At 74.9% G+C, this 22,470-nt stretch carries 23 protein-coding genes; 15 read left to right on the top strand and 8 right to left on the bottom strand.

The window, feature by feature from the left end:
• Positions 1-9: 9 nt before the first annotated feature.
• The 7 genes from IE330_RS07170 to IE330_RS07200 all read left to right on the top strand — a co-directional run bounded on the left by IE330_RS07170 (position 10) and on the right by IE330_RS07200 (position 5,612).
• Positions 10-381: a hypothetical protein gene (locus IE330_RS07170; RefSeq protein WP_190135014.1), complete on the top strand. Its 372-nt coding sequence runs from the start codon at positions 10-12 to the stop codon at positions 379-381.
• 30 nt (positions 382-411) lie between these two features.
• Entirely contained in the window at positions 412-903 is a 492-nt protein-coding gene (locus tag IE330_RS07175) for a hypothetical protein (protein ID WP_190135015.1), read from the top strand.
• A 28-nt stretch (positions 904-931) separates the two neighbouring features.
• Complete coding sequence (locus tag IE330_RS07180; RefSeq protein ID WP_190135016.1) at positions 932-2,104, top strand: phage tail family protein; 1,173 nt, start codon at positions 932-934, stop codon at positions 2,102-2,104.
• A gap of 8 nt (positions 2,105-2,112) precedes the next feature.
• Complete coding sequence (locus tag IE330_RS07185; RefSeq protein ID WP_190135017.1) at positions 2,113-3,051, top strand: phage distal tail protein; 939 nt, start codon at positions 2,113-2,115, stop codon at positions 3,049-3,051.
• 147 nt (positions 3,052-3,198) lie between these two features.
• Positions 3,199-4,233 (top strand): hypothetical protein, encoded by a 1,035-nt coding sequence (locus IE330_RS07190; protein ID WP_190135018.1) that lies wholly within the window; start codon positions 3,199-3,201, stop codon positions 4,231-4,233.
• Positions 4,234-4,236: 3 nt separating this feature from the next.
• The gene (locus IE330_RS07195) at positions 4,237-5,418 is read left to right on the top strand and encodes a hypothetical protein (RefSeq protein ID WP_229925452.1); all 1,182 of its coding nucleotides are present in this window, start codon (positions 4,237-4,239) and stop codon (positions 5,416-5,418) included.
• Positions 5,418-5,612, top strand: a complete 195-nt coding sequence (locus IE330_RS07200; protein ID WP_190135019.1) for a hypothetical protein — start codon at positions 5,418-5,420, stop codon at positions 5,610-5,612. The genes IE330_RS07195 and IE330_RS07200 overlap by 1 nt, the downstream gene beginning before the upstream one ends.
• A gap of 11 nt (positions 5,613-5,623) precedes the next feature.
• Here the strand turns inward: IE330_RS07200 and IE330_RS07205 are convergent, their stop codons facing one another.
• The 3 genes from IE330_RS07205 to IE330_RS07215 form a co-directional block, all read right to left on the bottom strand.
• Positions 5,624-6,514 (bottom strand): Vgb family protein, encoded by an 891-nt coding sequence (locus IE330_RS07205; protein WP_190135038.1) that lies wholly within the window; start codon positions 6,512-6,514, stop codon positions 5,624-5,626.
• Between the two features lie 278 nt (positions 6,515-6,792).
• Positions 6,793-8,070: a flavin-containing monooxygenase gene (locus IE330_RS07210; protein ID WP_190135020.1), complete on the bottom strand. Its 1,278-nt coding sequence runs from the start codon at positions 8,068-8,070 to the stop codon at positions 6,793-6,795.
• A gap of 76 nt (positions 8,071-8,146) precedes the next feature.
• Entirely contained in the window at positions 8,147-9,502 is a 1,356-nt protein-coding gene (locus tag IE330_RS07215; protein WP_190135021.1) for a hypothetical protein, read from the bottom strand.
• Between the two features lie 352 nt (positions 9,503-9,854).
• Here IE330_RS07215 and ctaD point away from each other — a divergent pair, with 352 nt between their 5' ends.
• The 4 genes from ctaD (at position 9,855) to IE330_RS07235 (ending at position 15,184) form a co-directional block, all read left to right on the top strand.
• Positions 9,855-11,558, top strand: a complete 1,704-nt coding sequence (ctaD, locus tag IE330_RS07220; protein ID WP_373314587.1) for an aa3-type cytochrome oxidase subunit I — start codon at positions 9,855-9,857, stop codon at positions 11,556-11,558.
• A gap of 4 nt (positions 11,559-11,562) precedes the next feature.
• Positions 11,563-12,135 carry a hypothetical protein gene (locus IE330_RS07225; RefSeq protein WP_190135022.1) on the top strand — a complete coding sequence of 191 codons (573 nt, stop codon included), beginning with the start codon at positions 11,563-11,565 and terminating at the stop codon, positions 12,133-12,135.
• Positions 12,136-12,279: 144 nt separating this feature from the next.
• Positions 12,280-13,668, top strand: coding sequence for a globin domain-containing protein (locus IE330_RS07230; RefSeq protein ID WP_190135023.1), 1,389 nt, complete (start codon positions 12,280-12,282; stop codon positions 13,666-13,668).
• A 619-nt stretch (positions 13,669-14,287) separates the two neighbouring features.
• Positions 14,288-15,184, top strand: a complete 897-nt coding sequence (locus tag IE330_RS07235) for a restriction endonuclease (protein ID WP_190135024.1) — start codon at positions 14,288-14,290, stop codon at positions 15,182-15,184.
• Between the two features lie 66 nt (positions 15,185-15,250).
• Here IE330_RS07235 and IE330_RS07240 read toward each other — a convergent pair whose 3' ends face one another.
• Together IE330_RS07240 and IE330_RS07245 are read right to left on the bottom strand one after the other, a co-directional pair.
• Positions 15,251-15,820, bottom strand: coding sequence for a hypothetical protein (locus IE330_RS07240; RefSeq protein ID WP_190135025.1), 570 nt, complete (start codon positions 15,818-15,820; stop codon positions 15,251-15,253).
• Positions 15,821-15,993: 173 nt separating this feature from the next.
• On the bottom strand, positions 15,994-16,605 hold the full coding sequence (locus IE330_RS07245) for a TetR/AcrR family transcriptional regulator (protein WP_190135026.1): 612 nt from the start codon (positions 16,603-16,605) through the stop codon (positions 15,994-15,996).
• A 92-nt stretch (positions 16,606-16,697) separates the two neighbouring features.
• Here IE330_RS07245 and IE330_RS07250 point away from each other — a divergent pair, with 92 nt between their 5' ends.
• Both IE330_RS07250 and IE330_RS07255 read left to right on the top strand, forming a co-directional pair.
• Positions 16,698-17,261: a nuclear transport factor 2 family protein gene (locus IE330_RS07250; protein ID WP_190135027.1), complete on the top strand. Its 564-nt coding sequence runs from the start codon at positions 16,698-16,700 to the stop codon at positions 17,259-17,261.
• Positions 17,258-18,136: an NAD(P)H-binding protein gene (locus IE330_RS07255; protein WP_190135028.1), complete on the top strand. Its 879-nt coding sequence runs from the start codon at positions 17,258-17,260 to the stop codon at positions 18,134-18,136. Before IE330_RS07250 ends, IE330_RS07255 begins: the two co-directional genes overlap by 4 nt.
• Before the next feature lie 85 nt (positions 18,137-18,221).
• On the opposite strand, the gene IE330_RS07260 is transcribed toward IE330_RS07255, so the two are convergent.
• Entirely contained in the window at positions 18,222-18,578 is a 357-nt protein-coding gene (locus IE330_RS07260; RefSeq protein ID WP_190135029.1) for an antibiotic biosynthesis monooxygenase family protein, read from the bottom strand.
• Between the two features lie 252 nt (positions 18,579-18,830).
• On the opposite strand from IE330_RS07260, the gene IE330_RS07265 reads away from it, so the two are divergent.
• Positions 18,831-19,568 carry a DUF8692 domain-containing protein gene (locus tag IE330_RS07265; protein WP_190135030.1) on the top strand — a complete coding sequence of 246 codons (738 nt, stop codon included), beginning with the start codon at positions 18,831-18,833 and terminating at the stop codon, positions 19,566-19,568.
• Between the two features lie 213 nt (positions 19,569-19,781).
• Positions 19,782-20,318 (top strand): hypothetical protein, encoded by a 537-nt coding sequence (locus tag IE330_RS07270; RefSeq protein ID WP_190135031.1) that lies wholly within the window; start codon positions 19,782-19,784, stop codon positions 20,316-20,318.
• A gap of 37 nt (positions 20,319-20,355) precedes the next feature.
• Here the strand turns inward: IE330_RS07270 and IE330_RS07275 are convergent, their stop codons facing one another.
• Positions 20,356-22,191: an ABC transporter ATP-binding protein gene (locus IE330_RS07275; protein WP_190135032.1), complete on the bottom strand. Its 1,836-nt coding sequence runs from the start codon at positions 22,189-22,191 to the stop codon at positions 20,356-20,358.
• Positions 22,188-22,470, bottom strand: a 283-nt coding sequence (locus IE330_RS07280) for a lasso peptide biosynthesis B2 protein (RefSeq protein ID WP_190135033.1), incomplete at its 5' end; no start/stop codon positions are given. The genes IE330_RS07280 and IE330_RS07275, both read right to left, overlap by 4 nt.

Here is a 22,470-nt window from a genome sequence, read left to right on the forward strand (position 1 = left end):
GGCGCGCTCGTGGAGGAGCACGCCGAGGCGCTGGAGGCCGACCTGCTGCGGCACTACGGCGTCGACCTGCTCGACTGGCACCGCGGCGAGCTGTCCTCGCGGCGGCTCGCGGTACTCGTGCGGCACCTGCCGCAGGACAGCGCGTTCCGGGCGGCGCACGAGGGCGAGGCGGCGCGGTGGTCGCTGACCGACCACCTGCTGGCCGCCGTGGTCGACCACCTGGCCATCGCCAACTGGATGTTCGCCTCCGTCAACCGCGACGAGGACGACCCGGCCCCGGAACCGCCCCAGCCGGTGCCGCGGCCGGGCGTGGACGAGGCCACGCCGGAGCACGCACCCGGCACCCCGGGCCCCGCGGAGCTGGCGCGCTTCTTCGCATGACGGCCCACCGACCGAGCTACGGAGAACCTCATGCCCAGTGTGGACGACCGCCTGACCAAACTGGAGAAGGAACACCAGTCGTTCGTCTGGAAGCTTGAGCGCGGCCTGGCGAAGGTGGACGCGGTCGCCTCCGTCACGGAAGTCACCGCCATGAAGAAGGAGTTCGCGGCAGTGACCAGCAGCTTCAAGCTGGCCAGCTTCGACTTCAACCTTCTTGAGCACCTGCAGAAGAACCTGCAGGAGCAGCGGGACCGGGCTGCCGGTCTCCGGCCCGAGGACCTCAAGGCGTCCATCACGGACACCCGGAGAGCCGTGGGGCGCGCCTTTGACGCCGCCCACGCGGCGGGCCGCGACGCCAGAAGGGCGCTGAGGCGGCTGGAGGCCCTCGCCGCCAGGGCCTCGGCCGGCACTCCGCCACCCCGGCAGGCGACCTTCGGCAACACCGGGACCTTCACCGAAACGGCCGCCCAGATCAACCGCCTTGAGGCACGCATCAACAGTCTCATCCGCGCGCTCGGCTGACGCACCCCGGCCCCTCAGGAGGCAGCCCATGTCACTCGTAGCAGCCCTCAACCGCTCCATCACCGGCTTCCGCGGGCTGCGGACGAACGCGGGGCAGGCCGAGTCCGGGGTCGGCCGGCTGCGGACCACGGTCCAGTCCGCGGACCGGGCGGTGACGCGGATCAAGGCGGGCCTCGACCGCACGGCCCAGTCCTTGCGGGGCGTGCGGTCGGGGGCGGACGCCGCGGCGCGCGGCGTGCGCCAGGCGGACCGGGCCATGGACGGCGCCGGGAAGTCGGCCACCCGCGGCGGCGGCCTCATGGGGCGGATGAGGACCGGGCTCCAGGGCGTCACCACCGCGCAGCGCGGGCTGAACACCGCCATGAAGGCGAACGTCTTCGGCGCGATCATGGCGCTGCTGCTTCCGCTGATCACCAAGCTCGTCGAGATGGCCATGCAGTCCAGGACCGTGCAGCGGATCGTACGGACGGCGTTCCGGGTCATCGGGCAGGTGATCGGGGCGACGATGCGGGTGGCGCGGCAGGTCGTGCAGACGACCTGGAACGCCATCAGGGTCGCCTTCCAAGTGGTCCTGCGGGTGATCTGGACCGTCGTCAAGACGTACTTCACGATCTACAAGACCATCATCACGACGGTGATCCGCGCGATCCTCGCCGTGATCGGACCGGCCCTGTCGTTCCTGCGGGAGCGCGTCCCGGCGGCGTTCCGCGCCGTGCGCGACGGGCTGCACCGGGCCTGGAGCGGCCTCGCGAACTTCACCAAGGGCGTCTTCACCAGCGTGCTCGGCGCCGTGAAGGGGCCCGTCAACGGGGTGATCGGCCTGGTCAACTCGGCGATCCGGGCGCTGAACAAGGTCAAGGTGTCCGTCCCCGGCTGGGTCCCCGGCGTCGGCGGCAAGTCCTTCGGCGTCAGCCTGCCGACGATCCCCACGCTGGCCCGGGGCGGTGTCGTCCTGCCCCGCGCCGGCGGCACGCTCGCCGTGCTCGCCGAGGCGGGCCAGGCCGAGGCCGTGCTGCCGCTGAACCGGCTGGAGGCGCTGCTCACCCGCTCCGCGCGGCCGGGCGCAGGCCCGGTCCCCGCGCTGGGGCCGCACCCGCGGGGCACCGGCTCCCTGGTGATCGAGCACTACCACGAGGCGCGGGGTGGCAGCGCCCGGCAGACCGCGGAGGAGCTGATGTTCCTGATGAAGGCCAGGGGGTGAGGCGGCGGATGGCCGCAGGCACGACGTACGGGCACGGCGCGCCGGAGGTGGCAGCCGGCGGGCCCGGGGAGCTGATCACCGCGGACGGGCAGGTGCAGTGGGCGGACCTCCTCCTCGGCCCCGGCACCGTGTACTGGGTGGCCGCCGAGGGGCTGACCGGCTGGGAGGAGCTGCCGGGCCTGGAGTCCTCCGACGCCAACCGCCCGGCGGGGCACGGCGGCTGGCCGGGCACGCAGTGGGCACAGCCGCGTACGGTCACCGCCCAGTTGTGGCTGGCGCCGGACCCGGACGGCGGGTCCGAGGCGGTGCTCGCCGCGCTGCGGGCGCTGCGCTCGGCGACCGCCGTGCGCGACGAGGAGGAGTGGCTCGCGGTACGCCTCCACGGGGAGACCCTCGCCGTCAGGGCGCGGGTCACCCAGCGGGTGGTGCCCACCGACCGGCAGTTCCTCGCGAGCCGGCTCGCCAAGGTGACCGTGCAGTGGAAGGCCATGGACCCGCGGCGCTACGAGAGCGACGCGCGCCGCGCCGCGGTCGGGCTGCCGCGCGCCGAGCCGGGCCTGTCCTGGCCGCTGACGTGGCCGCTCACCTGGGGCACCCCGGGCGCGAGCGGCGACGTGACCGTGGAGAACGCGGGCAGCGCGGCCACGCCCGTGCTGATCGCCTTCACCGGGCCGTGCGTGACGCCGCGGCTGGCCAACCACCGTGACGGCACCTGGCTGGAGTACGGCATCGAGCTGACGCGGGGCGACGTCCTCGAGGTCGACACCGCCGAGGGGACGGTCCTGTTCAACGGCACCGCGTCGCGCCGCCACCTGGCGACCGTGGGCAGCGTGCCCGAGGAGCTGTTCACGCTCGCCCCGGGGCCTTCCCGGCTGTCCTTCAGGGCCGCTTCCGGCTGGGCGGAGGAGGCGTCCGCCACCGTCACCTGGCGCTCGGCCGAGTGGTGAGTGCCCGCAGCCCGGCCCGCCCCGCGCCAGGGCCCGGCCCGCACCTCGGCCCGACCCGCGCCAGGGCCCGGCCCGCACCACGGCCCGGCCCGCCGCACCGGGCGGCGGTCGCGGCCGGACCGACGACCGGCAACCTTGGAGTGTTCGATGACGACACGTTCCGCATGGCACCTGCCCACCGGGCAGACCCGGGAGGACACCCGGCTCGCCGTGAGCCTCGGCATGGCCGCGTCCGGACCGCTGACCGCGCGCGGCGGCTGCGTCGTCGGGGGGCTCCAGCTCACCGGCACGGCCGCCACCAGCATGCAGGCCCGGCTGTCCCCGGGGCGGCTGTGGGTGCCGGGCGGCTCCGCCGCCGCCCAGGGCGGCTACCCCGTCACCGTGGACGCCGACACGCAGCTCACCTTCGCCGACGGCCACGCCACGCTGCCGCGCGTCGACGCGCTGGTGGTGCGGGTGTACGACGCGGACTACGACGCGTCGGGCCGCTACGAGGCCGTCCTGGAGATCGTGCAGGGCACCCCCGCGAGCGCGCCGGTGCCGCCCGCCCTGCCCAGGACCGCCGAGCTGCTCTACGAGGTGTCGGTGCCCGCGGGGGCCTCGGCGGCCCGCGGCATCACCTGGGCCACGTCGGTCGCCGACCGGCGCCGCTACACCGCCGCGCTCGGCGGCATCCTGCCCGCCGGGGGTGGCCACGGCACGCAGGGCGCCTACCCCGGCCAGTACCGGGACGCGGGCGGCCGCCTGGAGCGCTGGGACGGCGGCCAGTGGCAGAAGTACATCCCCGACGCGGTCCTGCGGCACAGCATCGACCTGGGGTGGACCACCTCCAAGACGTTCACCGAGGCGCTCAACGAGGCCGTGCCGCTCACCACCAGCTTCGTCGCCCCCGCCTCGACCTGGGTGCACATCGCGTTCGGGGCGCGCGTCGCGGGCGACGACGGCGGCGGCGCCTACCTGTCGGTGAACGTCCGGCCGAAGGCGGGCGGCGCCCTCCTCCTGACCGCCTCCGACGACCTGGCCGCCATCTACACCGGGGCCGGCTCCGCCTCGGTGTACACCAACGTCCCGCTGGGCCGCCTCACGCCCGGCACCGAGTACAGCGTGACCGCCGCCCACCGGACGGGGACCACCAAGGCCTGGTTCGACAACCGCTTCCTCCGCGTCGACCCGGTCGCCTGAGCCGTGGACAGCCCGTACCTCGCGTTCTTCGCCGACCTGCGCACCGACACGCCCGTCGACGTGCTGCCGCTGCACGGTCTTGAGTTCGACGACTACATCGGCAGGCCGGGGTCGCTGTCCGCCACCCTGCCGGTGCCCAACCGGCGGATGGCGGCGCGGGTCAGGCAGCTCGTGGAGGGCCGCACCGCCGTCTACCTGGAGCGCGGCGGGCAGGTGTGCTGGGGCGGCATCGTCTGGACGCTCACCCCCGCCATGGACGAGCAGGGCCTGGTCACCGTCGCGCTGCAGGCGGCCACCTTCGACTCGTACGCGGCGCGCCGCCGCATCCGGCGGACCCTGGCCTTCACCGCCACCGACGACGTCACCATCGTGCGCCGGCTGTGGGAGCACATCCAGGAGGCGCCCGGCGGCGACATCGGCGTCGGCTACGCGCCCGCGCCGCCGGGCACGCCCCGCACGGTGACCTACCACGACGGGGAGGAGACCGTGGTGGAGGAGGCCGTCGCCGAACTCGCCGCGACGGACCCGGGGTTCGAGTACCTGGTGAGCGTCCACCGCGACCCGGCGACGGGCCGGCGCGCCAAGCGGCTGCTGTTCGGCGTCCCGCGCCTCGACCTCGGCGAGGGCACCACGGTCCTCGACCTGCCGGGCGACGTCCTCACGTACTCCTTCCCGCGCGACGCCACCCGCGGCGGTACGACGGCACGGGCCCGCGGCGGCACGCCCGAGGGCGCGACGGGCCCGGTCGTCTCGGACGAGCACGTGGCGCAGGCCCTCATCGACGGCGGCTTCCCCCGCCTCGACACCACCTCCGACCACGGCAACGTCACCGACAAGGCGACGCTGAACGCCCTCGCCCGCGCCGAACTGGCCGCGCTCGGCGGGCCGGTGGTCGTCCCCGCCGTCCGCGTCCGCCTGGACGCGGACACCACGCCCCTGCTCCTCGGCACGACCGTGCGACTGCGGATCCACGACGTGTGGTTCAGCCCGGGCCTCGACGCGACGTACCGCGTCGTCGGCGTCAAGGTCACCGCCCCCGAGCGCGGCCGCGGCGAGTCCGCGGAGCTCTTCCTCGAAGGCCTGGAGGGCCGCGGGGCCGCCGCGGGGCAGGGGGTCGCGGAGCGGGCTCCCGCGTCACCCGCACGACAGGAACACACGGACCGCGACGGTCAGGAGGCCGACTGATGCCGAATCTCCCCGAGGACATCGTGGACCGCATCAAGTCCCTGGAGCGCCAGGTGCGTCAGCTCACCGCGTACGTGCACACCCGTGCGGCCGCCCCCGCGAGGACGCCCGCCGAGGCGCAGGACAGCGCCCGGGACGGCAGTGGCGGGGAGGACGAGGAGGACGAGGAGGGGACAGGAGGGAAGCCCGCGTGACGGCGGGTCCCTCAGGCCGGGCCGTCAGCCGGGGCGACGCGCGCCAGCGCGCCCGTCTCCAGGGCCGTCCACAGCGCGCCGTCGGGACCGACGGTGATCCCGTGCGGCTCGGAGCCCGGCGTTGGCAGGTCGTGCGCGGTGACGGAGCCGTCGGGCGTGATCGCGCCGACGCGGTTGGCGCCCCACTCGGTGAACCACGCGGTGCCGCCGCCGTCGACGGTGACGGCGTGCGGGCGCCCGGCGCGGTCCGGCAGCGGGAACTCGGTGATCCGCCCGTCCGGGGTGATCCGGCCGATCTGCCCGGCGGCGATCTCGGTGAACCACAGGGCCCCGTCGTGGCCCGCGGCGATGCCCACCGGCGCGGCGCCCTCGGTCGGCAGCGGGTGCAGGGCGACCGCCCCGTCCCCGTCGATCCGTCCGATCGCGTCGGCCTGGTTGAGGGTGAACCACATCGCGCCGTCGCCCCCGGCGGCGATCGCGGACGGGAACGCGCCGGTGACGGGCAGCGGGAACTCGGTGACCTGCCCGTCGACGGTGATGCGGCCGACGCGGTCGGCGGCGGTCTCCGTGAACCACAGCGCGCCGTCCGGCCCCGCGGCGATGCCGAACGGGCCGCGGTCCGGGGCGGGCAGCGCGAACGCGTCGACGACGCCCTCGGTGGTGATCCGGCCGATGCGGTGCCCCCGGTACTCGGTGAACCAGAGCGCGCCGTCGGGGCCGGGGACGATGACGGTCGGCCCGCAGCCGGGGTCGAGCGGATGGCTGGTCGCCTCCTCACCCGGCACGAGACGGCCGATCCGGCCGCCGTGGACCAGGGTGAACCAGAGCGCGCCGTCCGGCCCGGTCGCCAGGGAGTACGGCCCGGCCTCGCCGTCGGCCACCGGGTACTCCTCGATGGTCACGCGGGGCACGTGGGGCACCTGGGTCAAGGGGGCGTCTCCAGACGGGGGCGGCGGTGGCGCGGGCCGGTCGACGGCCGCGGGGCGCGAGCGGCAGCGCCCGCGCCCCAGCCTGGACCAAGGCGCCCGGGTGGATCAAGTGAATACTCCGCGCGCACACCGCAACCCGCCTCCTCGCCGGGCGGCTCACTCCCCTGCGGCCCAGACCCCGTACGGCTCACTCCCCCCGCGGCCCAGGCTCCGGACGACTCACTCCCCCCGCGGCCCGCGCCCCGTACGGCTCACTCGGCCGCCTCGGTGGACGCGTCCCGGTGGGCGTGCTCGCCGGGGAGTCCGCGCCCGTGCCCGGCCGGGCGGTCACCGCGGCGGGCGGCGGGGATGCGGACGGGTGCGGGCATGCGGCAGATGGCCCGGGTGACGGCCCGCGCCTCGACGCCCGCCCGGTACAGCGCGCCGCTCAGGGGGTTGGCGTAGCCGACGAAGTACAGCCCCGGGGCGTCCGGGGCGGTCTGGGCCCCGCGCACCGCCGGGTACCCGTCGTCGTCGAGCACGCCGAGGTGCCCGAGCCAGCCGTCCAGGCCCGTGCGGTAGCCGGTCGCGGTGATCACCGCCTGCGGCGTCACGCGCGCGCCGTCGGCCAGCACCACCCGGGGCCCGTCGAACCGCTCCACGGCCGCCACCGGTTCGACGTCCCCGGCCCGCACCGCCGCCGCGAACCCGTGGTCGAGGACCGGGTTGACCTCGTCGCGGGCGTTCCGCGTGTACACCCCTTCCGTCGGGCACGGCAGCCCGTACGCGGTCAGGTCCGGCAGCGCCGTGCGCTGCGTCCACAGCGAGAAGCGGTCCCGCAGGGCCAGGGGCAGCAGCGCCTCCGTGAGCCGACCCACGGCGTGCCAGCGGCTGCTGGACCGGGGCAGGATGTTCGGCGGCGTACGGACCGCGAGGCGGACCCGGCCCGCGCCCGCCCGGGCGAGGGCGACGGCGATCTCCGTGCCGCTGTTGCCCGCCCCGACCACGAGCACGTCCTTGTCCCGGTAGGCGGTCGGCGTACGGTAGTCGTACGCGTGCACCAGCTCCCCGGTGAAGGTGTCGCGCCCGGGCCAGTCCGGCAGGTACGGGGTGTGGGAGCGGCCGGTGGCGACCACGACCGCGCGGGCGGTGCAGGCCTCCTCGGCGGTCGTGACGAGCCACCGCGTCCCGGGGGACGCCGGCGCGGACTCGACCCGGTGGACGGGGGAATGGGTGCGGACGTCCAGCCGGTGGTGGGCGCTGTAGCGCTCCAGGTAGCGCACCCAGTCGTCCTTGCCCACCCAGGTGCCCGCCTGCCGGGGCACCGCGAGGCCGGGGAGCTTGGAACCGCCCCGGGTGGTGTGCAGCCGGAGGTGGTCGTACCGCTGCCGCCAGCTCGCTCCGACCTGGCCGGAGCGTTCCAGGACCACGGCCGGGACACCGGCGCGGCGCAGCAGCGCCGCGGTCGCCAGACCGCTGGGTCCGGCGCCGATGACGACGGCGTCGTGGTCGCTCTGACTCGGGGCTCGTTTCGGTGTGTTCGCGGGCACAGCCGCTACAACGAGGCGCTCGGCGGCGAGGTCACCGCCGCGCGGAACCGCGAGGGCGCCCCGGTGCGGGATCGGCTCAGTGACTGAGGGGTTCGGTCAGCCTCGCCAGCCGCTGCCGCACGTCCTCCCGGGCGCCGTTCCTGCCGGGGACGCGGGTGCGCAGGCCGAGGAGTTCGGTGCCCAGCTCGCGGATCCGGCCGGGGTCGGTGACGCGGTGCCAGGCGTGGTGGGCGCGGTCGACGGCCTCGACGACGTCGGACCCTGTCACGGCCCTGCCTGCCGCGAGGCGGGTGCCGGCACCACGCATCCACAGCTCGCAGGCGCGGTCGGGGGCGCCCTCGGTGAAGGCGAGGAAGGCCCGTACCTCGATCCAGTGGGCCACCTCGGGCGAGGTGGCGCCGTGGCTGCGCAGCGCGCTCTGCTCGCACGCGGCGGCGATGGCCGCCGCCTCGGCGTGCCGCCCGGCCCGGCTCGCCTCGCTGATGGCGCGGTGCGCGTCCTCGGCGACCATCGCGAGCGGCGCGGAGGCCGCGACGGGGGTGGTCGGTGTGGCCGGTGTGGTCGGTGTGCTCTGTGGGGCGGATGAGGGCGGTGTGCCCGGTGCGGGCGATGGAGCCGGTGCGACAGGGGCGACAGGTGCGACAGGGGCGGTCGGCGCGCCCGGTGCGGTCGGTACGGCCACCGCGTGCGGGACGACCGACGCGTACGGCACGGGCGGTGTGCTCCCGGGCCCCGGCACGTCGACGGGGTGCGCCGGGGCGGTGACCGGCGGGAGGAAGCCGCCGAGCCACAGGGTGGCGGCCTCGTCGACGTCCGGTGCGGCGGCGCGCGCGGTCTCGAGGTGGAGGACGTCCGCGGGGGGCGTGACCGGGGTGCCGCGCAGGATGTGGGCGAGGGCGCGGGTGTAGGCGGGTTCGGGGTGGTGCTGGCGGTCGAGGACCTGCACGGCGCCGTACAGGGCGTACGGGCCTTCCAGGGACCGCTCGCGGCGGACGAGGGCCTGCCAGACCTCGGGGTCGGCGGCCAGGTCGGCCACCACGGTCGTGGTGCCCGGTGGCCTGTGCCGCAGCTCGGCGGCGAGCCAGTGCCACGGCAGCGCGGTGTAGCGCACGGTACGGGCGGTGGTGCGCGCCAGGGCGAGGTGGAGCTGGTGCTGGCGCGGGTCGACGACGAGGTGCCCGGCGGCGAAGACGAGCAGGTGCCCCTCGGCGGCGGCCGCGGTGCGCAGGCACGTCAGGACCGTCTGCGGGTCGTCGGGGTTGGCCAGTTGCACGGCACTGGCGTGCGCGGCGCCGACGAGCCGCGCGGGCGGGAGCGCGGCCAGCGGCGGCAACTGCGCGGTCACCGCGAGCGGATGGCGTACGGGCGGCTCGGCGGCAACCAGCAGAGCGTATCCGGGCAGGTCACGGTCGGTCGTCTTACTGTTCGCCATGTCCAGCACAGTATCGGGCCACGCGGCTCACGCCAGTGCCTTCCCGCGACTCCTTGCCCCGCCGCACCGGGCATCCGTGGCGAAACGGCCACGTCACCGGAGCGCGGCGCGGCCGCACGCCGCCCGGTGCGCGCCTGTTCCCCCCCGTCGCGTCCCGCCGGTCAGGGCCGCGCGGACGGAGGGCCGTTGGGCCCTGTCCGGCGGCGGGATCGGGGACTGTTCGGCCCTGGCCCGCACCGGTGCCCCTGCGGTGATCTTGTGGTGGCGGCCGGGAAGTGCCGCGCTCACTCCCTCAGGCGCGGCGCTTCCCGGCCCGTCGACGACGTGAGCGACGAAGGAAGGACGCCGTCCGGTGGACGAGGCGCAGATACAGCAGGTGCGGGCCGGGACGCCGGGAGGCGGGGCCGCGGGCGGGGCGGGGCGGCCCTCGTGGACGGAGTGGCTGACCACCACCGACCACAAGAGGATCGGGACGCTGTACCTGGTCACCGCGTTCGTGTTCTTCATCGTCGGCGGTGTGATGGCGCTGTTCATGCGGGCCGAACTGGCCCGGCCCGGCACGCAGATCATGTCGAACGAGCAGTTCAACCAGGCGTTCACGATGCACGGCTCGATCATGCTGCTGATGTTCGCCATGCCGCTGTTCACCGGCTTCGCGAACTGGGTCATGCCGCTCCAGATCGGCTCACCGGACGTGGCCTTCCCGCGCCTGAACATGCTGGCGTACTGGCTGTTCCTGTTCGGCTCGCTGATCGCCGCCGCCGGTTTCCTCACCCCCGGCGGGGCCGCCGACTTCGGCTGGTTCCTGTACGCCCCGCTGTCCGACGCGGTGCATTCGCCGGGCGTCGGCGCCGACCTGTGGATCATGGGTGTGGCGCTGTCCGGGTTCGGCTCGATCCTGGGCGCGGTCAACTTCATCACCACCATCATCTGCATGCGCGCCCCCGGCATGACCATGTTCCGCATGCCGATCTTCACCTGGAACGTGCTGCTGACCGCGCTGCTCGTCCTGATCGTCTTCCCCGTCCTGGCGGCGGCCCTGTTCGCCCTGGAGTGCGACCGCGCGTTCGGCAGCCACGTCTTCGACCCGGCCAACGGCGGGGCGCTGCTGTGGCAGCACCTGTTCTGGTTCTTCGGCCACCCCGAGGTGTACATCCTGGCGCTGCCGTTCTTCGGGATCGTCAGCGAGGTCATCCCGGTCTTCTCCCGCAAGCCGATGTTCGGCTACATGGGCCTGGTCGGCGCGACCATCGCCATCGCCGGTCTGTCCGTGACCGTGTGGGCGCACCACATGTACACCACCGGCGGTGTGCTGCTGCCCTTCTTCTCCTTCATGACGTTCCTCATCGCGGTGCCGACCGGGGTGAAGTTCTTCAACTGGATCGGCACCATGTGGAAGGGCTCGCTGTCCTTCGAAACGCCGATGCTGTGGGCGACCGGCTTCCTCGTCACCTTCGTCTTCGGCGGCCTGACCGGCGTCATCCTCGCCTCGCCGCCGATGGACTTCCACCTCTCCGACTCCTACTTCGTGGTGGCGCACTTCCACTACACGGTCTTCGGCACGGTGGTGTACGCGATGTTCGCCGGGTTCCACTTCTGGTGGCCGAAGTTCACCGGCAAGATGCTCGACGAACGCCTCGGGAAGGTCACGTTCTGGACGCTCACGGCCGGTTTCCACCTCACGTTCCTCGTCCAGCACTGGCTCGGTGCCGAGGGCATGCCCCGCCGCTACGCCGACTACCTCGCGGCCGACGGCTTCACCGCCCTCAACACCCTGTCCACGATGGGGTCGTTCCTCCTCGGCCTGTCGCTCCTGCCGTTCTTCTACAACGTCTGGAAGACCGCCAAGGACGGCGAGCCCGTCAGCGCCGACGACCCCTGGGGCTACGGCCGCTCCCTGGAGTGGGCGACCTCCTGCCCGCCCCCGCGGCACAACTTCGTCCGGCTCCCGCTGATCCGCTCCGAGTCCCCGGCCTTCGACCTGCACCACCCGGAGATCGCCGCCCTGGACAGGGCCGCGGAGCCGGAGGGCGCCGGGGCCGGGACGGCGAGGTAGGCCCGTGTCCCACACCGTCCTCGCCGTCGGCGCCGCCGTGGTCACCGCCTCAGGCTGCGTCTGGTACCTGCCGGCCCTCGCCGACTTGCGCGCGGCGGCCGACCGGCCGGCCTCCCGGCGTACGGCCGCGGCGGCCTGCCTGAGCGGATGGACCACGATCGCCTCGGCCGCCGTGCTGCTCCTGGTGGCCGAGGCCTGGTGGCTGCCCTGCGCCGCGGTCGTCGCGGGGGCCGCCGTCACCGTCGCCCTGCGGGTCCGTGCCCACGTCCGGCGTCGGCGCGAGCAACGGGAGGCCGCGTACCACTGGGCGCAGTTGCGTCCCGGCACACCGCCGCCCGCCGGCACGGGCGACTCGCGGCACGTGGTGGCCGTCCTGGTCGGCACCGGCCTGATCGCCGCCGTCACCACCGCGGGCCTCAAGGTCGCCGCCGGGCCCGGGGGCGGCGCGGACTGGCCGCGGGCGGCGATCGTCTCCGCCGCGGTCCTCGGCCTGTTTCTCGCCGTCGCGTTCGCCCACGGACGCAGGGTGCGCCGACGTGCCCGCGCGCGCCTGACGCACGAGGACCCTCCGGCCTGAGTCCCCGCAGGCCACAGCGGGTGTCCGCCCGGTGCGCGCCGGGCCGAACGACCTCATGGACGGGGCCGTTCAGCAGGCGGGGCGCGGTGCGACACCCGGGCCGGACGCGCGCACCCCGCCCCCTACGCAGGAGATCCCGTTGTGATGACCGACCCCACCGACGCGTACGAGGAGTACCGCGTCCTGCTCGCGCGCCAGGAAGCCAAGCGGCTCCGGCGGAGACTGCTGACGCCGGACGCCCCTGACGTCCCTGACGCCCCGGACATCCATCACACCCATGAGGTCCATGACACCCGTGACAGCCGTGACCGTGATGTCCTGGGCTCCGTCGACGCCCGGCCGCCTCGCACCGCCCCCGGCCGCGACGGGGCCGACGACCAGCGGCTGATCACCGAGTCCCTGGCGCTCGTGACGCCCTTCCCCGAGCTGATCGCCGACCTGTACGCGGCCCTGTTCGAGCGGCACCCCTATCTGCGCGGGCTCTTCCCCGAGTCCATGGCCTTCCAACAGGCCCATCTGGAGCGGGCCTTCCGCTTCCTCATCGACCGGCTGGACCGGCCGGACGAGGTGGCCGCGTTCTGCACCCGGCTCGGCCGGGACCACCGCAAGCTCGGCGTACGACCGGTGCACTACGACGTGTTCGAGACGGCGCTCGTGGAGGCGTTGCGCCGGCGCGCGGGCACCTGGTGGCGCGAGGACACCGAACAGGCGTGGCGGCGGATGCTGCGGCGGGCGGTCACGGCCATGGTGCGGGGCGCGGAGGCGGCGCTCGCCGAGCGCCCCTTCTGGGACGTCACCGTGACCGGCCGGGAGGAGCGCGGCCCCGACCTGGCCGTGCTCCGGGTCGCCCCCGCCGAGCCGTACCCGTACCGCGCGGGTCAGTACGCGCTGCTCCAGTCGCCCCTGCTCGCGCGCGCCTGGCGGCCGTTCAGCGTGGCGTGCGCGCCCCGTGCGGACGGCGAGCTGGAGTTCCACGTCCACCGCACCGGTCCGGGCGGGGTGAGCGACGCCCTGGTGACGCGCACACGCGTCGGGGACCCGCTGCGCCTCGGCCCCGCCCAAGGAGCCATGACCCTCCAGGAGGGCGACCGCGACCACGACGCAGTGGTCGTCGCGAGCGGCACCGGCTGGGCCGGGGCCAGGGCGCTGCTCCAGGACCTGGCGCGGCGCCGCGTGCCGGGCCGCGTCGCGCACCTGTTCCTCGCCGCGCGCACCCGCGAGGAGCTGTACGACCTGGACGCGGTGGCCGCGTGGGAGGCCCGTGCCCCGTGGTTGCGGGTGGTCACCGTGCTCGGCGCGGCCGCCGAGGGCGACGCGCCGGCCGAGGCGGTGTCCCGGCACGCGGGGTGGCCGCCGTCCGGCCCGGTCTTCGTCAGCGGCCCGCCCGCCCTGGCGGCCACCGTGCGCGGCCTGTGCGCCCGGGGCCTGCCGGCCGACCGTCTGCGGCACGACCTCACCGCCGCCGCGGCGACCACGCCGGACCTGCCGGACCGGACGGCCGGACCGGGCGGCACGGCGGCACGGGTGGCGTGAGCACGCGGGCGGACGGGCGGGAGGCACCGGCCCGTCCGCCCCGCAGGGCCCGCCGAACCTTCTGCTCCCGTCACCGTCCCTTCCGTGAGCGCGTGTACACGACCATGAGCACGATGGCGATGAGCACCAGAACCAGGAGGATCTTCATGCCGCCCCGTCTGCCCGCGCAGCCCCGGTCCCATACCCGCACGGGCGCCCGGTCGCGGCAGTGGGACGCCGGGGCGACGATGACCCGCCCATATGCCCCGAAACGCGGTGCTTCTCCCCTGCGGGGGGAAGCTGTCACCCGCAGGGGTGGAGCCGTGGATGGAGCCGGGCCCGCCGGGCAAGCTGGTGGCGAGGGCCGCCCGGACCCGATCGCTCCCCCACGGCAGTCGGAGACGCGGCCCTCACCCCTTGCCCCGCGCGCGGGGGCCCGCCCCTCGAATTCGCGGGGCCGGGAAGCGCGCCTGTACACCAACTCCCGCTGAGTAGAACGTTCGTTTCAGCAGACAGATGGTCCGGCGGCACCGCCGCCAGGCGTGAAGGGCGTGGCCACCGCGGGTTTTTGACGCACCCCGAACCGGGGCAGACGGAGACGACCGATCATTTGATCTTCGCCGTCCGAGAGGGGAGTGACATGACCGCACCCTCACGTCCAGTGCGGCGCGTGGATCGTGCGCGGCGCTTCGACCTGCGCTCGACCGCCCTGTTCTTCGTCCTGCTGGCGCTCGTCCTGTGCCTGCTGGCGTTCGTGTTCCGGACAGCGGCGCGCGTGGTCGAGAACCGTCCGCTGTGGGCCTGCACCCTCCTCGTGGTCGGCGTCGCGGCCGCGCGGCTCAGCCGGACGAGGTGGCGCCGCTTCTCCGCCGCCCGGTACGCGCGCCGCGCCGCCGAGGCGCTGGAGGAAGCGGCCGAGGAAGCCTCCGGCGAGCTCGACGACGTACCGGCGGCGGGCGGGGCGGCGCCCGCGGTACCGCCCACCGTACGCAGGGACGCGTCCGGCGAGGCGTACGCGGCCGCTCCCCCGGCGGTCCAGGTCCTGGCGGAGGAGGGCCCCGGCGCCTGCACGGTGCGGGTCACCGAGGGGACGGTGGTGGCGACCGGGGAGGAGGCGACCGCCACCCTCGACCCGCCGGTCGACTACGCCGCCCTCGATCCGGACGACTTCGAGCAGGCCATAGCCGACCTCTGCGCCCGCGACCACTGCCAGGAGGTGGAAGTGGTCGGCGGCGCGTGCGACTTGGGCGCAGACGTCCTCGCGGTCACCTCCGACGGCCGGCGCCTCGTCGTCCAGTGCAAGCGCTACGCGGAGGGCAACAAGGTCGGCTCGCAGGACCTCCAGCGCTTCGGCGGTACGTGCTTCACCGTCCACGAGGCCGACATAGCCGCACTCGTCACCACGAGCGACTTCACGCTCCCCGCCCTGGAGTACGCGCGGCAGTGCGGGATCGTGTGCGTGAACGGGGAGGATCTGCTCGCGTGGCGGCAGGGCACCGGGCCGAGCCCGTGGGAGCGCGCGGACCTGTTCACCTGACGGCACCCACCCGACGGAGGGCCGAACCCGGCGGTACCCAGGGCCCGTTGGCCCCGGAGTCCGGCGTCACGTGCCGGCCGCCCGGGGCCGGGCGGGCGCGGAGGGCGAACCGTCGGCAGCCGGGACGGGGATCATCTGGTAGGGCGGGACCCGGGGGCGGCGTAGGGCCTCCGCGTCGGCGAGGCCCTGGCTGCGCCGGACCTCGACGCGGACGTCGTGCAGCGCGTCCCGGAAGGCGCGGTCGAGCTCCTGGTAGGCGCTCGTGTCCACGGTCAGGCCCCCGCCCACGGCGTCCCTGAGGTCCCTCAGCACGGAGAACGCGTGCTCGCACGCCGTCGTGACGTGCGACGGCGTGGTGACCAGCAGGAGCTGCCGGGAATCCGCCGTGCCCGCCTCGGCCACGAGGTCCCGGACGGCGCCGTAGTTCCTGTCGGCGCCGCGGTCCTCGCGGCTGGCGATGTCGTAGAGCCCTTCGTAGGCACGCATCAGCGCCCTGAGGAACTCCACGCAGATCTCCACCTGCCTGTCCCGCTGCTGGTGGGCCCGGTCGCGCTTCCACCGCACCTTGTCGGCGACGAGCGTCGAGGCGACACCGGCGGCCGTACCGCACAGGGTCGCGACAAGCGTGATCCACACACTGCCCTCCAGAGCGCACCGGCGACACCGCGGGAGGACAGTGAACCATCGGGCAGGGCCCGGGCACAGCGGTTCCCGCCTCGGCCCCGCCGCCCGAAGCCCCGCCACCCGAAGCCCTTCCGCCCGAAGCCCTTCCGTCACCGGTCCCAGCCCTCGCAGCCCCCGTGACCCCCTCACCCCTCGGCGGACGGCGGGCCCTTGCGGGTGCCGGAGGCCAGGACTCTCGCGGTGAAGTCCGCCAACTGCGCCCGCAGGCGCTCCCGCGGCAGGCCCTCCGGCCCGGCCAGGTGCTCGACGAGGTCGGCCCGGGTGGCGGCGAGCAGGGCGTGGGCGGTGAACGCGCTGTCGGACAGGCCGGGGATCTGCTCCAGGACCGCGCGAAGGAGCCCGTGCCAGTGCCGGTAGTGCTCCGCCTGGTACGGGCTGCCGGTCCCGCTCTCCTCCAGGGCCAGCGCGAGGCGGCGGTTGTCGAGCTTGAAGCAGAGGACGGCGTCGAGCAGCGCGGGCACCCGCTGCTCCGGCGGGGTGCCGGGGCCCAAGGGCGGAGGCCCGGACTCCACGGCCTCCCTGAGCGGTTCGAGCCGCGCCTCGTACAGCGCGCGGAGCAGCCCGGGGCGATCGCCGAAGGCCCGGAAGAGCGTGCCCTTGCCGACACCGGCCGCCGCCGCGACGTCGGCCATGGTGACGTCGTCCGGACTCCCGCCCCGTGCGAAGAGGGCGTCGGCGGCCGCGAGCACGGCCTCCCGGTTCCGCGCGGCGTCCTTGCGGGGCTTGCGCTCGGGCATGCTGCTGCTCCCTCTCCCTTTACAAAGCGGACCATGGGTCCGTATCGTCGAAGCGGACCACGGGTCCAGATTCTACGAGACGGAGGACACCCATGTCCGCACCCACGACGACGCCCGGGCGGACGGCCACGCCGCACGCCGCGCCCACGTCCGTACCGCTGCCCGACCCGGCCCCGCGGACGTCTTCGACACCCCCGGCCACCCCGGCCTCTCCGACGTCCCCGGCTGCCCCGACCTCCCCGGCTTCCGCGGCGGACGTCTACCGCCACGGTCTGCGGCTCCTGCTGGACAAGGACATCAGCGGCTGGGTCGCCCTGTGGGCCGAGGACGGCGTCATGGAGTTCCCCTTCGCCCCCGAGGGCCGGCCGAGGCGCCTGGAGGGCAGGGACGCCGTCGCCGCCTATATGCGCCCCTACCCGGACCACATCGAGCTGCACGACTTCCCCGACCTGCGGATCCACGAGACCGCGGACCCCGGGACCATCGTGGCCGAGATGCGCGGCGTCGGCCGGCTGGTGGAGACCGGCCGCCCCTACGACATGACGTACATCGCCGTCGTGACCGTCCGGGACGGGCGCATCACGTCGTACCGCGACTACTGGAACCCGCTCGCCGTCCTGGAATCCGGCACGGACTTCGCCGGGAGCGGCCGATGACGAACGCCCCCGCCCCCGTGCCGACTTCACCCCTCGGCGCCACCCTGGTCATCGGGGCCACCGGCACCACCGGCAGCCGTACCGCCGCGGGCCTGGCGGCCGAGGGCCACCGCGTCCGGGCCGCGAGCCGGCACGCCACGGCGGTGCCCGGGGCCGAGCCGGTGCGGTTCGACTGGTACGAGCCCGCCACCCACGCCGCCGCGCTCGCCGGAGCCGACCGCGTCTACCTGGTCCCGCCCCTCGGCGACCCCGATCCGGCGGCGGTCATGCTGCCGTTCCTGCGGCGGGCTCGCGCCGCGGGTGTCCGCCGCGCGGTGCTGCTCAGTGCCTCGGCCGTCCCCGAGGGCGGCCCGGCGGTGGGGAAGGTGCACCAGGCCCTGCCCGGCCTGTTCGACGAGTGGGCGGTGCTGCGGCCGTCGTGGTTCATGCAGAACTTCATCCATAGGCACATACACGCCGCGAGCATCCGTGCCGAGGGCGTCATCCGGACCGCGGCGGGGAGCGGACGGGTTGGCTTCGTCGACGCCGACGACATCGCGGCCGTCGCCGTCCGCGCCCTGACCGACGAGCGGGCCCCCGACAGCGACCTCGTCCTCACCGGACCGGAGGCGCTCGGCTACGACGACATCGCCGCCGCCGTCGCCGAGGCCACCGGGCGGCCCGTGACGCACCACCGGCTGACGTACGAGGAGTCGCGCGACCGCCTCACGGCTACGGGGATGCCGCCGGAGTTCGCCGCCCTGCTGGCGGGCATGGACCGGGCCGTCGCCGAGGGGGCGGAGGACCGCGTCACCGACACCGTCCAGCGCGTCACCGGCCGGCCCCCGGGCTCCTTCCGCGCCCTCCTCGCCCGGGAGCTGCCCGGCGGCCGGTGACCGCCGGGCACGCGGACCGCGACCCTGCGACGCCATCCCGCCCCGGCCGGGCGACGGGGCGCCGCCCCGCGGCGGCGCGGTCGCGCTACCGCACGGCGGTGAACTCCACGGCGACGTCGTACAGGCCCCGGCTCGACGTGATCTCCACGTCCGGGTCGTCCTGCGCGGCGCGGACGCGCGCGCCGAACTCCGGGTCGTCCGTGGCCGCCCGCCACGCCTCCTCGCTCTCCCAGTGCGCCACGTTGACGACCTGGAACCGCGTCTCCGAGGAACGGGCGCGGTGCAGCCGGGAGTCGATGAAGCCGGGCTTGGCGCTCATGAGCGCGGCGCGCTCCTCCCACCGGGCGACGAACGCGTCGAGGTGCTCGGCGGGCACCTCGAAGACGTTGATGAACGTGACGGCCTCGCCCGGAACGGCGGCGGGACGGTTCTCTTCGGTCACGGCACTCTCCAGATAGGGCAGTTGGTACGGCGGTTGGTACGCCGAGCGGACCCCGACGGCCGGGACGGTCGCGGCGGGGCCCGCGTGATCCCGAGGGTAGGGGTGCGGCCCCGGTCGAGGCCGAGGGGGGTGGGTGGCCCCGAGGGCCGCGTCGACGCGGCGGCCGTGCCCGCGTCGCGCCCCGGAGGAAGCGCACCGTACCGGCCACCCCGGGCACTTGGCCCTCCGGCCGAGCCGCTAGCCTCCGAGAGCATGACCGAAACTCGAACTCGCCAGCGTACCGCCGGAGGTGGGCTCGCGAGACGGCCGGCCCGCCGCGTCCTGCGGCTCGCCGCCGGCGCCACCGCGGCCTTACTCGTCACCGACCTCGCCACGCGCGTGTACAACCACTACGACGCCATCCCCGGCGTCCGCAGGTTCGTGAACGTCGACCTCGAAGCGAACCTGGCCACATGGTGGAACAGCACGCTGCTGCTGGCCGTGGCGGGCACGGCGCTGATCGCCGCGCTGCTCAGCGGGCGCGACGCGCGCCCCGGGCGGCTGTCCTGGCTGGGCCTCGCCGGCGCCGTCGCCCTGCTCAGCGTCGACGAGACGGCCTCGTTGCACGAACGCCTCGGCGAGGCGGGCAAGTCGTGGAAGGAGTGGGCCGGGGTCGCGCTGCCCACGCACGCCTGGGTGCTGCCCGGCGCGGTGCTCGCGGTGGTGGGCACCCTGTGCGCGGTGCTGTGGGCGCGGAAGCTCCCGCGTGACCTGCGCAACGGCCTGCTGGGGGCCCTGGCGGTGTACCTGGGCGGGGCCCTGCTGACCGAGGCGTTCAACGGCTGGGCGCTCGAGAACGGCCACAGCACCACGCTCATGCTGGGCACCCTCGTGGAGGAGGGCCTGGAGATGAGTGCCTGCCTCGTCGCCCTCGCCGTGCTCGGCCGGTACGTGGTACTGCGGTACGACCCGGCGTCCGGGCGCGCGGTGCTCCGGCTGCGGGACGGCTGACCCCGGCTCCGCTCCGCGGCCGGACGGGCCGCGGGCCGACGGAGGGCGGCGGCACCACCCCGGCCAACGGCCACCGGCCACCGGTGCCGTCCGCCCCCGGTGCCGCGAGCGCCCCCGGTGAACAATCGGGATTCACCGGACCTATGCCCCGTCGGCGGTCTACGGTACGGGCACACCGCGCCGCCTGCCGCGGTCGCACGAGGAGGACTTCCTGTGTCATCGCCCTGTGACCCCCGGAACGCTCCCGCCGGCGACGTGAGCGCGGCGCTCATGATGATCGACTCCCGTCTGAAGGCGGTCTACGACGGCAGGACCCAGGCCGACCCCGAACAGCAGGCCCTCGTCGACCAGTTCATCGCCTCCCTGGGCCCCAGGGAGGTCGACGACGTCCTCGACGGCACCTGCACCCTCATCTTCCTGTTCATGAAGTGGCTGCGGATGGCCTACGAGGACCACGACCGGGACGTCATCGAGTACGTGGTGCCCAACCTCGTGGCCACGATGCGCATGATGCCCAAGAGCGTCCGCCCCGAGGCCATCCCCACCATGGCCGGGCTGGTCGTCGCCGCGGGCACCGGCCTGAGCCCGAACCTGTGGCGCAAGCAGTACGGGGACTGGACCAAGGACGAGATGACTCCCCTGGAGGCCACCGCCTTCCTGCTCGCCGAGCACATCAACCGCCTCACCGACGACCACGACTTCGCCACCCGCATGATCACTCAGGCCCTGTCGGGGCCGGACGAGGACTGAGGGCCGGCCCGGAACGGGTCGACCACCCCGCCCTCCCCTACCCGGGCGGTACGGTGCCGGGGTGGCGGAGCATCTGGTGGGTGGCCAGGGCGTGGTAGGCGGGGCTGGTGCTCAGCAGGTCCCGGTGGACGCCGGAGGCCACGGCGCGGCCGTGGTCGAGTACGACGATCCGGTCGGCGTGCTGCACGGTGGACAGCCGGTGGGCGATGACGAGCACGGCGCACTCCTGGGTGACGTCCTTCATCACCGTGGTGAGCGCGCTCTCGTTGATGGCGTCCAGGTGCGAGGTCGGCTCGTCCAGGAGGAGCAGGGAGGGGCGGGCGAGGAGGGCGCGGGCGAGCGCCACGCGCTGCCGTTCCCCGGCCGAGAGGGTGGCGCCGCGCTCGCCGAGCACACCGGACAGGCCGCCGCGCAACCGGCTGACCACGCCCTCCAGTTGGGCGAGTTCGACGACGCGCCGGACGTCCGCATCGGCGGCGTCGGGGACGGCGTAGGCGATGTTGTCCCGCAGCGTGCCGTGGACGACGTGCGTGTCCTGGTCGACGACGGCGATGCGGGCCCGGCAGGCGGCGCGGCTCAGCCCGGTCGCGGGGCGCCCGTCGAACAGCAGAACCCCGGAGTCCGGTTCGTAGAACCTGGCGACCAGCGCGAAGACCGTGCTCTTGCCCGCCCCCGACCGCCCGACGAGGGCGACCTGACCGCGCCGGGGGACGGTGAAGGTGAGGCCGCGCAGCACGGGCCGATCCGGGTCGTAGCCGAAGTGGACGTCGTGCAGGGCCAGGGCCGGTGTCCCGTCGGGCGCCTGCGCGGCGGCGGTGGCCTCGGGGGCCGTCCACCGCGGGCGCGCGGGCGACGAGGGCCGCTCCGACGGCTTCACGGGCTCCGTCGGCTCCGCGGGGAGCGACAGTGCCTGCTCGATCCGCTGGTAGGCCCCCATGCCCCGCTGCATCAGCCCGACCGCGCGGAACACGGACGACAGCGGAAGGACCAGGTAGGAGGCGTAGAGGAGGAAGGCCACCAGGTCGCCGAGCGAGGTGGCGCTCCCGTCGACGCGCAGGCCGCCGATGACCAGGACGAGCAGGAAGGAGCCCTGGACGGCGAGTTCGACGGCGGGGCTCATCACGGAGGCCAGCTTCGCCGTGCGGACCCCCGCGGTGTACGCCGACTCGACGCGCCGGCCGATGCGCTCCGCCTCCCGCTCCTCGGCGCGGTGCACCCGCACCATCGGCAGGGCGCCGAGGGCGCGTTCCAGGTCGGCGGCGAGGGCGCCGAGGGAGTTCTGCATCCGCTCGGAGGCCGCCCGGATGCCCTTGAGCAGCGAGGTCACCACCACCGCGGCGGTGGCGACGGTCAGGGCGACCAGGAGCAGGAGCAGCGGGTCGATCCAGACCATGAGGGCGATCGCCCCGGCGGCGACGAGGACCCCGGTCACCAGGTCGACCAGTGCCTGGGAGACCACTTCCCGCAGCAGGGTGGTGTCCGCAGTGACGCGGGCGATGAGGTCACCGCCGCGGTGCTCGTCGTACGCGCGCATCTCCAGGCGCAGCAGTCTCGCCACCAGTCCGTGGCGCAACTGCCGTACGACGCCCTCGCCCATGCGCTCCAGGACGAACCGCCCCACCGCGCCGGTGACCGCCTCCGCGACGAACAGCGCCGCGAGGACGGCGAGCAGCGGCCAGAAGGCTCCGCCCCGTCCCCCGGTGTCCACGACGTTCTTGGCGACGAGCGGCTGGGCGAGGCCGAGCGCCGATCCGGCCAGCGTGAGGGCGGTGGCGGCGGCGACGGAGGACCGGTGGCCGGCGGTGAGCCGGTGCGTGGTGGTGATGGCGCCCCACGTCGAGCGGTCGCGCGGCTCGCCCGTGGTGTCGCTCATCGGGCCTGCCGCGGTTCCGGGGGGATGGCGATGAGGCGGGTGAAGTAGTCGTCCGGCACGCCTTCGCCCACCGGGTGGCCGTCGACCTCGATCCAGGCGTGGGCGGTGAAGGGCGGCACGACGCGGACGCCGGTGCACCAGGTCGGCCAGGTTCCGCCAAGACGGCACAGGAGCGCGGCCCCGATGGACCGGGGCAGGCAGCCGCGCGGCCCGGCGCAGCGCAGGCTCACCGCGCAGACGGCGTCCCGGGCCTCGGCGGCCCCGGCCGCGGCGAGGGCG

This window comes from Streptomyces longispororuber, assembly GCF_014656095.1.
In the GTDB taxonomy this organism is placed as follows: Bacteria; Actinomycetota; Actinomycetes; order Streptomycetales; family Streptomycetaceae; genus Streptomyces; species Streptomyces longispororuber.

Bases quoted from the DNA above. Each gene is read 5' to 3' on its own strand.
- IE330_RS07185 (WP_190135017.1), top strand. From the start codon at position 2,113: ATGGCCGCAGGCACGACGTACGGGCACGGCGCGCCGGAGGTGGCAGCC.
- IE330_RS07175 (WP_190135015.1), top strand. From the start codon at position 412: ATGCCCAGTGTGGACGACCGCCTGACCAAACTGGAGAAGGAACACCAG.
- IE330_RS07230 (WP_190135023.1), top strand. From the start codon at position 12,280: ATGACCGACCCCACCGACGCGTACGAGGAGTACCGCGTCCTGCTCGCG.
- IE330_RS07215 (WP_190135021.1), bottom strand. From the start codon at position 9,502: ATGGCGAACAGTAAGACGACCGACCGTGACCTGCCCGGATACGCTCTG.
- IE330_RS07235 (WP_190135024.1), top strand. From the start codon at position 14,288: ATGACCGCACCCTCACGTCCAGTGCGGCGCGTGGATCGTGCGCGGCGC.
- IE330_RS07265 (WP_190135030.1), top strand. From the start codon at position 18,831: ATGACCGAAACTCGAACTCGCCAGCGTACCGCCGGAGGTGGGCTCGCG.
- IE330_RS07255 (WP_190135028.1), top strand. From the start codon at position 17,258: ATGACGAACGCCCCCGCCCCCGTGCCGACTTCACCCCTCGGCGCCACC.
- IE330_RS07180 (WP_190135016.1), top strand. From the start codon at position 932: ATGTCACTCGTAGCAGCCCTCAACCGCTCCATCACCGGCTTCCGCGGG.
- IE330_RS07245 (WP_190135026.1), bottom strand. From the start codon at position 16,605: ATGCCCGAGCGCAAGCCCCGCAAGGACGCCGCGCGGAACCGGGAGGCC.
- IE330_RS07250 (WP_190135027.1), top strand. From the start codon at position 16,698: ATGTCCGCACCCACGACGACGCCCGGGCGGACGGCCACGCCGCACGCC.
- IE330_RS07275 (WP_190135032.1), bottom strand. From the start codon at position 22,191: ATGAGCGACACCACGGGCGAGCCGCGCGACCGCTCGACGTGGGGCGCC.
- IE330_RS07200 (WP_190135019.1), top strand. From the start codon at position 5,418: ATGCCGAATCTCCCCGAGGACATCGTGGACCGCATCAAGTCCCTGGAG.
- IE330_RS07190 (WP_190135018.1), top strand. From the start codon at position 3,199: ATGACGACACGTTCCGCATGGCACCTGCCCACCGGGCAGACCCGGGAG.